This window comes from Bifidobacteriaceae bacterium, assembly GCA_031281585.1.
In the GTDB taxonomy this organism is placed as follows: domain Bacteria; phylum Actinomycetota; class Actinomycetes; order Actinomycetales; family WQXJ01; genus JAIRTF01.
The window spans coordinates 1-10,358 of the sequence record JAITFE010000154.1; the positions used below are offsets into that span (position 1 = coordinate 1).

Here is a 10,358-nt window from a genome sequence, read left to right on the forward strand (position 1 = left end):
GGCCGGGGCCGCCCAGGGTGTGGCGTGATCGGGCTCGACACGAACATGATCGTCCGCATGGTGGTGCGCGACGACGAGCGCCAAACAGCCGTGGCGGACCGCGTGTTCGACAGCCTTACCCCGCGCGACAAGGGCTATCTCACCCAGATGGTCCAGGTGGAGCTTTGGTGGGTCCTGCGCCGCCGCTACAGGCAGCCCGCCGCCGAGGTGAGCAAGCTCATGGCTGAGCTGTTGGCCTCCGACAACCTGGAGTTTGAGAAGCCCCAGGACCTGGCCTGGGCCCTCGAACTCACGAATCAGGGGGCGGACTTGGCCGACTTGCTGATCGCCCGGCAGGCCTCGCGACGCGGGGGCTGCACCCTCACCTTGGACGAGAAAGCCGCGGCGCTGGGTTTTGGCATGGAACTCGCAGACTGACCAACCCGTCGACGGCGCGGCCTGGGGCCACCGCCGATCGACCCCGGCTGTGGCGCGATCCGCAGCCGAAACCGGGTCCTGGTGCTGGACAGGATGGCCCGCTGCTTGCGCGTCAGCCGCCATGATTATCTATGTGGGACCGTCATCGTCAAGGTGCGACTGCTCTGGGCCTGCGTGTCGACCCGGCTCTGCCACGGCTTGGTGGTGATCGTCTGCGGAATGGAAGCCCGCCAATGGGTTCTTCGGGAATTGGGACTGCAATGAGACCAGACGATCTGAATCGGACCGCCGACGACTTGCGGGCCGCCGCCGAACTCCAAGCCCGACCGGCCACCGCCGGCCAAGCCCCATACGACCTCCGCCGCCTCGCCGTCCACGGCCTCATTGCGCGCTCGATGGCGTGCCTGGCGGCGCTGGTTTTGTCAATCGGTTGGCTCGGCGGCTGCACGCAGGACCGGCCGTACCCTCCAGTGGAAGGCGAGTCGCTTGAGTTCACGGTGGTCAAGACGATGTCGACGGGCGCGCCCTACGGCGACCCCGACGCGCTTGAGACGTTGGTGTTAAAGGACGATGGCATGCTTGCGGCCTGTTGGGGAGAGCCGGGCGCCGCCGGCGGCATTCAACCCCGCGAGCACATCATCGACGGGGACGCGCCCGACATTCCCGGCGGCGTGACGGCCGTGTGGTTTGAGGTCGGCCTGGAGATGCCCACCGCAAGTGCCGAAGTGCAGGGTGTGTACGCGTCACATGACGAGTGGACCATTGCCGTCCGGATGATCGACCTTGGACCGGCTACCACCGTGGCGGTGGATTCTTTCCCTGCGGGAATCCTGTTTGTTGAGGCTCCGCCCCCGGGCAAAGTCAGGGTGCGGTTCGAGGATCAAACGGGTGGCAGCGTGGACGGCCAAGTCATCTGGGGCGAGCCCGCAACTGACGTCGCGGTCTGCCAGCCCACGGACTCGTAGGCCGAATCCGAACCCGAACCGACAGAGCCCCGGCCCTGGGCGCGGCGCGAAGCGGCCCGGCAGCGTGACGTCAGCCTGGCGCCGCCAAGCCTGACGGCACCGGGCGCCAGATGACGTGGCCCGCCAAAGCCCCCTCAATGCTGCTGAGCCACTCACCGCCGCCGCCAATTGCGACGCGTTCAGCGCTGGCTTTTGGCACTGCATGCGTAATGACAATGGCGTTACGCTGCTGTAGAGTTCTGCCGTGTCCGAATCTGACCGCAGGCCCGCCACGCGAGAGGCGCTGAACCTCCGGTGGCGCCCCGAAGACCGAGCGCTGATCGACCGGGCCGCCGGGGCGGCCGGCCTGACCCGCACCGATTTCGTCTTGGGCGCCGCGAGAGACCGGGCAATTGAGACGCTCCTCGACCAGGTTTACCTTGAACTGGCTCCGGACGCGTTCCTGGCCTTTTCGGAGCAGCTTGACCGAGCCCCCGAGCCGAATGCGCGCCTTGAGGAGACCCTGCGGGCCAAGGCGCCGTGGGAAGGGGCGTGAGCCTGAGGCCCCCGGAGCCAATCGCCGCCGCCCACGACACGAGCGGATTCCGCTCCGGGGTCGACACGCTCGACGCTTGGCTCCGGCGGCGGGCGCTGGCCAATGAACGGTCAGGCGCTTCACGCACTTTCGTGGTCGCCGATGGGCAAACCGTCGTGGCGTACTACTCGTTGGCGGCCGCCTGCGTTGCCGCCCGCGATGTCTCCGGTCGCATTCGGCGCAACATGCCCGACCCGATTCCCGCGGTGCTGCTGGCGCGCCTCGCCGTGGACTCCGGCTGGCAAGGCGGGGGCTTGGCGCGTTCCTTGGTGCGGGATGCCGTGCTTCGCGCCCTCGCGGCGTCAACGGCGGTGGGTGTCCGCTGCCTGGTCGTCAACGCGCTCTCGCCCAAAGCGGCGGAGTTCTGGGAGCACATCGGCTTCACACCGGCGCCGCGGGAACCCTTACTGTTGGCCATCGCCTTGAAAGACGCGGCCGCAGCCCTTGACCACAACTGACCACGCCCGACACACGAGCGGCACGGCAGCCCCAAGACGCCGGCACGGCCTCTCATTCGACTCTGCCCCGTTTGGCAGGCCTGGCTGATCTGGCCGTTGACTTGGCCGTCACCGGCGGGAAACGTGCCGACAACCCCACATCCATAGTCTGACCGGCAAGCTCGTCCCTATTCCGGGAGCCGCGCTATACAAGGAGGCCCCGCCCCCCATGGTCCGTCTGAACCGCCGCCACCACCGAGCCCGCGCCGTCCGCGACGCGATTCGGTTGGAAGTTCTGGATGGCGCCTGGGGTGATTCGATCCTCCCTTCGGAAGACGACCTGGCGAAAGACTTCGCGGTGGGCCGGAACGTGGTCCGCGAGGCCTTGAACGCGCTGGTCTTGGAGGGGATCCTGGAACGCCGCCAAGGGATTGGCACGCAACCCAAGAGCCGCATCATCCTCCACGCCGCAGACTCCCTGCGGGCGCTGCATGAAGACGACGAGCGGGCCCGCCGCGGCCGGCCTATCCGCCACCGGCTGATCGACTGGCGGATCGAGGAGGCGCCCGGCGGCTACGCCGCCGCCCTGGGCCTCCCGGTAGGCGCCCCGATCATTGTCTACGAGAGGCTGACGTGCTCCGACACGCCGCTGATCTTCTGGTCCACCCGCATCAGGGGCGACCTGGGGTTGGAGCCGCCGGGAGAGCGCGGGCAATGGGTGGACATCGGGTTTTACGAATACATTGAGCGGTCAGGCGCGCGCTTGGGGGAGGGCGTTGTGCGGACCAGCGCGGCCCCCGCCGACCAAGGCGTCGCCGAGGTCCTGGAGATCGCCCCCGGCGACCCGGTGCTGGTCCAGTCGCGGCGCGTGGCACTGGCCGACGGCCGCCCGCTCGAGGTCAGCACCGGCTACTACCGACCCAACCAGGTGGCCCTCCTCAACCGGTTCAGCCGCGCGGAGCCTTCGGCCAGAGCCGGATAGGCAAGCGGCCCCCGCGCCCAGGAGCAGCAGACCGCCGAGCAAGCAGGTCGCCACCTGGCCGCTGAACCTTTCCAAAGCCCAAGTCAGCGCGAGCGGGCCCAGGATTGTCCCAAGATCGCCAAAAGTGCGGTACACCCCGGTGGCCAATCCGAGGCGGGCGGGCGAGACGGCATCGGCCAAGCTGGCCAACGGCAGACCGCTGGCCAACGAGCTGAGAACGCCCACCGCCACCATGACGGCGATGAAGGCGCCGGGGCTCCGGGCCAACTGATAGAGCGGGGCGCCCAACCCGGCGAGCGCCAGCGTTCCGGCCACCAGCCAACGTTTGTCCCAGCGATCAGCCACCAAGCCCAGAACCGGCAGCAGCGCCAAGCTGACAACGGTCACCCCGGCCATGCCGAACCCGAGTAGCCAGGGCGGGACGTGCGCGGAAGACTGTCCCAGCAGCGGCACCAACGACTGCTGGCCGCCGAACCGGGCGGCGAAGACCACAAACCCGACAACGCTGAGGGCCGCGACAGCCGCTCCCCCTGAGACCGGACGGGTTCGGCGAGGCGGGCTCTCCTGGGAGCGGTCCGCAGCCGCGCCGCCTTCTTCGGTCAGGCGCAGCGACCGGCTCACCGCCCGCCACCGGATGAGGCACCACGACACGAACCCGACCGCGCCGGCGGAAGCCGCCACGAACGCGGCCGGGGCGTTCGCCAGCGACAACGCCACCCCGCCTATGGCCGGCCCGAGCGCGGCACCGGCAAGCTGGCACGCCTGGAGCAGCGATCCGACGCGCCCACGGGTGCGCGGCGCCGCGCCGCCCATCAACAACGACTGGCCAGCGGTGATCGCCGCTCCGGAGAAGACTCCGGCGACAGCCCGCAGCGCCAGGACAGCCGGAAGCGAGGTCATGAAACCCGTGACGACGGTGCAACCGGCCACGCCCACCACCGCGCACACTACGAACGGGAGGCGAGGCAGCCGCTGAGCCAGGATCCCGGCAGGAACGTTCGCCAGCAGCCGGCCCACTCCGAACGCTGAGATGATCGAGCCCAGCACCACCGCCCCAGCGCCCAACTGCGCGGAGTACGTGGGCAGCGCCGGTATGACGCTGCCCCAGCACATCTGGGTGGCCGCCACCAGTCCGCTGACCACCAGGCGGCCTTCGGTTACCAGGCGTCCGCCAGGCGGCGCACCGCCGACTGAGCCGGTGCGCGCCGCCAGGGGCTGCCTGCGGGCCGAACGCCGCGCGGACCTAGTTTCCCGGCTAGAGCGCTTCGACAAATTGCAGGTCAACGACATCTTCGAACTCGGCCGGATCGGATTCGTCTTGCAGCGCGCCCGCGCCGCGGGCGACTTTCAGGGCCAGTTCCGTGGCTTCAAATGAGATCTCCGGCGTGGCCGGCCACAGGTCGTCCGCCAAGGCGCGGTCCAAGATGGCGGAGATGAGCGCCGGGTCGAGGTTTGAGAACTCCTTTTGGGCTATGCCCTCCGCCTTGGCGCGGTCGCCGTGGATGATTTCCAGGGCTTCGGCGATTCCCGCGACAAACGCCTGGGCGGTCTCCGGGTCTGCCGAATAGGTCGCCGTGGGCACGTTGATCGTGGAATAGGCGTAGTCGCCCAGAATGGTCGGGACAGACATGATCGGTTCGTCCCACACGCCTTCCGCCACGCCCTGCGCCACAATCGGGTCGGCGATCAGCGCGAAATCGGCCTGATTCTGCTGGACGATGGCGATTGGCGCAGCCGCGTCCGCCGACTCGGTGAGTTTGACGTCTTCCGTGGAAAGGCCGCCGACCTCCAAGATGTAACGAAGGATCGAATTGGGTGTGCCGCCGTACGCGCCTGTCACAACGCTCTTGCCTTTGAGGACATTGGCGGCGTCCTCAATGGATTCGATGGGACCCTGGTCCAGGCCGGCGCGGGCCACCAAATACACGTTGCCGCGGTTGACCACGTTGGCGATGGCTTTGATCTCGGTGTCGCCGCTGGAATCCTGCGCCTTGACGAAGCCGTTGTGCTCCGGGCCGCCAATGAATCCCCAAGCCTGTCCGGCCAGCACCGCGTTGACGTGCGCCCCGCCGCCGGTGTTCTGAGTGGTGACCGACACGTCCAGGCCCTTTTCAGCGAAGATGCCCTCATGGATGGCGATGTACAGGGGCAGGTAGCCCAAGTTGTGGGCGGGTTCCGACACGACGAGCGACGTCAGGTCACCGCCCCCGGTGTTTGACGCGTTGGCGGACCCATTTGCGGACCCGCCGCCGGCCGGAGAGTCAGGCGCGCAGCCGGCCAGGCTGACTGCGGCGGCGGCGAACAGCGCGACGCCGAGGAACGGCATGGTGCGTCTCATGATGCGGTGGCCTTTCGTTGGAGTTAATTGGAAGCGAGGATGGTTGAGGCGAGGCGGCGTTCGGCGAAGCCGACAATCAGATACAGGGCGACGGACAGCAACGCCAGAACGAACACCCCGACCCAGATGAGGGCGATGTCGTAGACGCTGCCCGCGTAGACAATCAGTCGGCCCAAGCCCCGTTGGGAGCCGATGAACTCGCCGACAATGGCGCCCGCCAGCGCAAGGCCGATCGTGACGCGCAGCCCGGAGATGAGCCAAGGCAGCGTGGACGGGACCACGACGGAGCGGAAAATCTTGCCTCGGCGCGCGCCCAGCGAGGCCAGCATGCGCACCAGGTCCCGGTCGACCTGGCGGACACCGGCGGCGGCTCCCAGCGCCTGGACCGCCATGACCATGGCCGTGGCCATGGCGATCTTCGACGACATGCCGATCCCGAGCACCAAGACCACAATGGGGGCGAGGGCGAGTTTGGGAATCGCCTCGAACATGACGATGAACGGCTCAGCGGTCTTGGCGTAGAGCCTTGACCACCAAAACGACAAGCCCAGGCAGGTGCCCGCCACCGTTCCGAGGAGGAACCCCGACGCGGCGCTGGTCAGCGTGAAGGCGATGTCGCCCCAAAGCGTTCCGGAGGCGAACTGCTGGGCCGCTTTGGCGAGGATCCGGCTGGGCGAACTCCAGTAGAACGTGTTGACGGCGCCAAGCCGGGCACCCACCTCCCAACCTCCCACAATGGCCACGACCACGCAGGCGCGCCAGAAAGCGACCACCCAGGGGCGAATCGGGCGGTTGTCCGGCACATAGGTCCGGACCTTGGCGCGGGGCGCGCTCTTGGGACCCGCCGCCTCCAGTTCGAGCAGTAACTGGGTAGGCGCCTCGACTGCGGTCATGACGCCGCCTCCGGCGTGGCCATCAAGGTTGCCCGGACCCGCTCTTTGGCGGAGATGAACGCCGGGTCGGCCAGGCAGTCGACCTTCCGGGGGCGGGGCAGGTCAACCGTTACCTCGTCCGCGACGAATCCGGGCCGGCCGCTCATCACGTAGATCCGGTCGGAGCAGAGCACCGCCTCCTCCACGTCGTGGGTCACCAAAATGGTGGTCTTGTGAAACGACGCGTGCACGTCAAGCAGCCATAGCTGCATCTGCAGGCGCGTTTGGGCGTCGAGCGCCCCAAACGGCTCGTCCAAAAGCATGATCTGCCGGTTGAACAACAGCGTGCGCAGCAGCGCCGCCCGCCCGCGCATGCCGCCGGAAAGCTGGGCGGGTTTCGCTTTGCCGTAGCCGCCTAGGCCGTAGTGCTCCAAGAGCGGCCGCGCGGCCGCCATCGCCTGCCGGCGGCTGAAGCCGCGCACCTCCAGGCCTATGATCACGTTCCCCAGCACGGTGCGCCAGGGCATCAGCATGTCCTTTTGCAGCATGTAGCCCACCAGCCCGGTTTGCCCGGTGCGGTCCCGGCCGTCGATTTCGACAAAACCCTCCGTGGGGGTCTCCAGCCCGGCGATGATTGAGAACAGAGTCGATTTCCCGCAGCCGGACGGGCCGACAATCGACACGAACTCGCCGGGCCGGGCCACCAGGTCCACGGGCAGCAAAGCCGGGACCTTCTCGGCCTTCTCCGCCGACCGGCCGCGCTTTCCCGGGGCGGCGAAAGACTTGGCGACCCCACACACCTTGAGGGTCGAACCGGGCGGGTTGACGGCGGGCGGGCGGACGGCATCGGCGGAAAGCTCAGCCCGTGCTGGGGCTTCGCGGGTGAGGGAACTGGCCATGGCGGCGGCTCCTTTCGCTTGGCGTGCGGGTTGTTTCAGACGGCGGCGAGGACGCTGCCGGCGGAGGCGTTAGCGGGGGCGACGATGCCGTCGTAAAGGTTGTCCGGGAGGCCGTCGAAGTACGTCAGCACATGGTCGGTCGGCACCACGTCCGCGTACTTCGCGTTCATGTCGAACAACGCCATGGCGTGGGAGGCCTCGCCGCGGTCGAAGCAGCCCTCCTCCGCCAGGAGCACCCGGAGGTTGTAGGAGAACGCGTCCACCACCGTGGCGCGCACGCAACCCGAGGTGGTGGTGCCGCAGACGACCAACGTGTCGCAGCGCGCGGAGTTCAGGTCCGAGATCAGCGAGGTGCCGTGGAACACGCTGGGGGCCCGTTTCTTGATGACCACGTCGCGTGGCTCCGGCGCGATCTCCCGCACTATCTCCTGCGCGCCGAATCCCGCCGGCGGCGCGGCCTCCGCTCCGCGGGTGTTGCGCCACAGCCCCCGGCCGAACCCGTCCGGGCGGGGCTCGTAGCCGGTCGAGTAGAAGATCGGCAGGTTCCGGGCGCGGGCACCGTCCAGCAGCCTTTTGATGTGCGGAATGGCCTCCCAAGCGGTGGGCCCGCAGCTGTTGTGCCATTTCGCTATGGAGTCAAGCAACGGTTCGCTTTTGTCTCCGGTGAACGCATAGCTCACGTCGATCACCAGCAGCGCGGGCCGGGCCCCGGGGCCCAGGTATGCGCCGTAGCCGCTGGCCGGAAAGGTGGTCTTGTCCTGGTCTGATAGGAACTTGTCCCAAATTGCCATGCGAGGTTCTCCTCTTGCCGTTCGTTCGGATTTCGGATCCCCTGGCGTGTGGCGCAGCGGCGCCGAACGCGCCTTCGATCCGCACGTGAAAACCTACGGACCGGTCCTTTCTGGGGCTTTTCGGCCCAGTTGCCGCCCAGTTAAGCCACCTCAGCGAGCGGGCGTCCCCCGCGCGACCAGCCCAAACACGCCTCCGGGCCAATGGAAACGCCACCAATTCGGGCGTTAGTCCGGCGCTCCCGGCCGCAGACAACGTCCCGGCGCGTCCGGACCGCGCCAACCCCACCGCCGATGCCGTCCGCCCAGGTTGGCGGCAGATCGCCAGAGTTCCCGCCGAACAGCCGCCATCGCCGCCGGTTTACGCGGTCAGGTCCGACAGCACCTCTGCCACGTCGTCCGTGAACGGAAGGCCGACCATTGCGTCGGACACGGACGCTGCCGCGCGCTCAAAATCCTCTTGGGAGAGCGGGTCGCCAAAACACTCAAGGCGGACGAACGGGCTGGTCGCAAAGGTCGAGCCGCCGTGCTCTTCGATCAAGCGCTCCACTTGGCCGCCCCACTGCGGGTCCGCCTCAACCGGGTGGACGACCAGGCAGGACTCGAGGTAGATCAGCTTCAAGGCCTCGCGTTCGGCGTTGACCGCCGCCTCGTTTTCCGCACGGATCCGCTGTCGCGCACAGTTAGGATTCGCCGCCGCCAACACTGCGCGGCCGTGCCCGCGCCCCTCCGCCTTCACCGGCACCAATCGAACCTTGGGGAACACGAAGCGACTCGATGATGATCTCCTCGCCGGCCTTCGCCCGCCGGATCAACGAGGACAAGTTCTCACGGGCCGGATACACCCCCCAAACTCGCCGCAGTCCCGTTATGCCTGATCCCGTCGTCAGCCACCACGGGGCACCCGAGGGGCTGGGGAGGAGGTTCGAAAACCTCACTAGCCCCAGCATAAAGCAAGCCCCCACCCGCCAATTCCTGCCTGCCAGGAACCGGTCGGGTGGGGGACTGCGCTGGGTCTATTTATGATCATCTACACGGACGCCCCCCTGCTTACCAGGGTTTGCGCACATCGTCGGAGTGTTTCCCATGTCCACAATCGGATCACTCATCTCGCGCACTTCCCCACAGAGCGCGCCAAAAGTCTCAACAGGTTCCAATACCGCTGTCGCCATCATATTCACCTCCCTTCAACAGAGTCGCCGCAATTGCAGTAGCAATTTCTGAGTTCAGCTGGTCATCGCGCGAGAACCACTGCCCCACGGGGTTGACCTCGAGAAATACGGTGTCACCGGCGCTGCTTTCGACAAGATCTATGGCGCCATAGACCAATCCTAGCGCCGACATAGTCGCCTTCAGCTTGGCAACAGTATCGGTGTCGAGTAGCACCCTTGCGGACTTTAGCGTACCTTGCACCGATCGGTGACGACAGTCGACTGCGTCTTCGAGGCCTTCACCCGTTAGGCGTATAGCGAAGTACCTGCCGCCTACCCATATCACTCGGCATTCCGCCACTTTGCGCACAAATCGTTGAAACTGGCACGGAGACCGGTCGACCAACTCAATGCGAGAGAGGAGTTCCGAGTCGACCAGGGTCGTTAACGTCTCGCGCCACACCTCCCCATAATCGTAGTAATACGATTCTATCGGTTTGTACACGGTTGGGCCAGAACAGAATTCCTTTGCCTTGTCACTCGAGTTTGTGACGAGCGTCTTGGGGACCGTTAGACCGCAGGAGGCGGCGACAACCTGTTGCAGCAACTTGTGCCGCGCGCTTGCGATCGCCTCCGGCCGGTCAACCCAATGCTTTCTGCCCAGCAAGAGCCAGGTTGACTCAAGAACGTGCCGCAGATCACTTTCGGCCGCCGCCCGCTGAATCTTGTCGGTTATGCGAAAGTCGAAAACGAACGGTCGTCGATACCACACGGAAACCATGCTCATAAGATCATTGGTGCAGCCGTTTTCGACTAGCCAAATGCTCGGCCCGTCGTGCGACAGTTCTATTGTCAACCGCTGTTTGCCGTTGCACAGATCGTCGGTATTCATTCTCACAGGCGTTCCACCGAGGGCCTGAATCGATGACTCTACT

Annotated in this window: 12 protein-coding genes and 1 pseudogene; 6 read left to right on the forward strand and 7 right to left on the reverse strand. The window is 66.7% G+C overall.

The genetic code is table 11. The features are described from left to right. The 6 genes from LBC97_15860 to LBC97_15885 all read left to right on the forward strand — a co-directional run. Positions 1 to 417, forward strand: a 417-nt coding sequence (locus LBC97_15860) for a type II toxin-antitoxin system VapC family toxin (protein MDR2567497.1), incomplete at its 5' end; no start/stop codon positions are given. A gap of 81 nt (positions 418 to 498) precedes the next feature. Next, positions 499 to 681, forward strand: coding sequence for a hypothetical protein (locus tag LBC97_15865; GenBank protein MDR2567498.1), 183 nt, complete (start codon positions 499 to 501; stop codon positions 679 to 681). Further along, the gene (locus LBC97_15870) at positions 678 to 1,382 is read left to right on the forward strand and encodes a hypothetical protein (protein ID MDR2567499.1); all 705 of its coding nucleotides are present in this window, start codon (positions 678 to 680) and stop codon (positions 1,380 to 1,382) included. Before LBC97_15865 ends, LBC97_15870 begins: the two co-directional genes overlap by 4 nt. A 244-nt stretch (positions 1,383 to 1,626) precedes the next feature. Beyond that, positions 1,627 to 1,917: a DUF1778 domain-containing protein gene (locus tag LBC97_15875; GenBank protein ID MDR2567500.1), complete on the forward strand. Its 291-nt coding sequence runs from the start codon at positions 1,627 to 1,629 to the stop codon at positions 1,915 to 1,917. Continuing rightward, positions 1,914 to 2,414: a GNAT family N-acetyltransferase gene (locus LBC97_15880; GenBank protein MDR2567501.1), complete on the forward strand. Its 501-nt coding sequence runs from the start codon at positions 1,914 to 1,916 to the stop codon at positions 2,412 to 2,414. Before LBC97_15875 ends, LBC97_15880 begins: the two co-directional genes overlap by 4 nt. Positions 2,415 to 2,622: 208 nt before the next feature. Continuing rightward, on the forward strand, positions 2,623 to 3,375 hold the full coding sequence (locus tag LBC97_15885; protein ID MDR2567502.1) for a GntR family transcriptional regulator: 753 nt from the start codon (positions 2,623 to 2,625) through the stop codon (positions 3,373 to 3,375). 57 nt (positions 3,376 to 3,432) lie between these two features. On the opposite strand, the pseudogene LBC97_15890 reads toward LBC97_15885, so the two are convergent. The 7 genes and pseudogenes from LBC97_15890 to LBC97_15920 form a co-directional block, all read right to left on the reverse strand. Further along, a pseudogene (locus tag LBC97_15890) lies at positions 3,433 to 4,665 on the reverse strand (MFS transporter). Next, a complete protein-coding gene (locus tag LBC97_15895; protein MDR2567503.1) occupies positions 4,631 to 5,713 on the reverse strand; it encodes an ABC transporter substrate-binding protein in 1,083 nt (360 codons plus the stop codon). Before LBC97_15895 ends, LBC97_15890 begins: the two are co-directional and overlap by 35 nt. Positions 5,714 to 5,736: 23 nt before the next feature. Continuing rightward, positions 5,737 to 6,606, reverse strand: coding sequence for an ABC transporter permease (locus LBC97_15900; protein MDR2567504.1), 870 nt, complete (start codon positions 6,604 to 6,606; stop codon positions 5,737 to 5,739). Then, on the reverse strand, positions 6,603 to 7,484 hold the full coding sequence (locus LBC97_15905; protein ID MDR2567505.1) for an ABC transporter ATP-binding protein: 882 nt from the start codon (positions 7,482 to 7,484) through the stop codon (positions 6,603 to 6,605). The genes LBC97_15900 and LBC97_15905 overlap by 4 nt, the downstream gene beginning before the upstream one ends. A 35-nt stretch (positions 7,485 to 7,519) precedes the next feature. Beyond that, positions 7,520 to 8,275 carry an isochorismatase family protein gene (locus tag LBC97_15910; GenBank protein MDR2567506.1) on the reverse strand — a complete coding sequence of 252 codons (756 nt, stop codon included), beginning with the start codon at positions 8,273 to 8,275 and terminating at the stop codon, positions 7,520 to 7,522. 358 nt (positions 8,276 to 8,633) lie between these two features. Continuing rightward, on the reverse strand, positions 8,634 to 9,017 hold the full coding sequence (locus tag LBC97_15915; GenBank protein MDR2567507.1) for a hypothetical protein: 384 nt from the start codon (positions 9,015 to 9,017) through the stop codon (positions 8,634 to 8,636). Positions 9,018 to 9,415: 398 nt separating this feature from the next. Then, complete coding sequence (locus LBC97_15920; GenBank protein ID MDR2567508.1) at positions 9,416 to 10,315, reverse strand: hypothetical protein; 900 nt, start codon at positions 10,313 to 10,315, stop codon at positions 9,416 to 9,418. Positions 10,316 to 10,358 lie beyond the last annotated feature (43 nt).

Coding starts and splice junctions, on each gene's coding strand:
- LBC97_15895 (MDR2567503.1), bottom strand. CDS start 5,713: ATGAGACGCACCATGCCGTTCCTCGGCGTCGCGCTGTTCGCCGCCGCC.
- LBC97_15900 (MDR2567504.1), bottom strand. CDS start 6,606: ATGACCGCAGTCGAGGCGCCTACCCAGTTACTGCTCGAACTGGAGGCG.
- LBC97_15885 (MDR2567502.1), top strand. CDS start 2,623: ATGGTCCGTCTGAACCGCCGCCACCACCGAGCCCGCGCCGTCCGCGAC.
- LBC97_15920 (MDR2567508.1), bottom strand. CDS start 10,315: ATGAATACCGACGATCTGTGCAACGGCAAACAGCGGTTGACAATAGAA.
- LBC97_15870 (MDR2567499.1), top strand. CDS start 678: ATGAGACCAGACGATCTGAATCGGACCGCCGACGACTTGCGGGCCGCC.
- LBC97_15905 (MDR2567505.1), bottom strand. CDS start 7,484: ATGGCCAGTTCCCTCACCCGCGAAGCCCCAGCACGGGCTGAGCTTTCC.
- LBC97_15910 (MDR2567506.1), bottom strand. CDS start 8,275: ATGGCAATTTGGGACAAGTTCCTATCAGACCAGGACAAGACCACCTTT.